Raw genomic sequence first — 445 nt, forward strand, 5'->3', positions numbered from 1 at the left:
GGATAAAGCGCAAAGTCGGCAGGCATGTGCAACGGCTGCTCGGAGCTTCCGGCGCCGATTGGCAGGCTCCGCTCGTCGGTTCGGTGCGGTTTGGGGATTTCGCACGCACCATGCCGATAAGCCGCTCATTTGGATATGATCGCGGCAAGCCAATAGATCGGTATTATATCGAGAATTTCCTACAATTGAATGCGGCCGACATACATGGCCGCGTGCTGGAAATCGGCGACAACAGCTACACGATGCATTTTGGCGGTGCTCATGTCGTCAAGAGCGACGTGCTGCATGTTGATCCCGATGATCCAAACGCGACCATCATAGGCGACCTGTCGCAGCCCGGAGTCCTGCCGTCAAACGCCTTCGACTGCATCATCCTCACGCAAACACTTCATCTGATCTTCGACATGTCGGCCGCCGTCGCTGCACTGGCCGAGGCGCTCAAGCC

1 pseudogene is annotated in these 445 nt (G+C 57.3%); it reads left to right on the forward strand.

The annotated features are described in order from the left end of the window. Nucleotides 1-185 precede the first annotated feature (185 nt). A pseudogene (locus EN749_RS37145) lies at nucleotides 186-445 on the forward strand (glycosyl transferase); the annotation flags it as partial.

This window comes from Mesorhizobium sp. M7A.F.Ca.ET.027.02.1.1, from assembly GCF_004022985.1.
Taxonomy (GTDB): Bacteria; Pseudomonadota; Alphaproteobacteria; order Rhizobiales; family Rhizobiaceae; genus Mesorhizobium.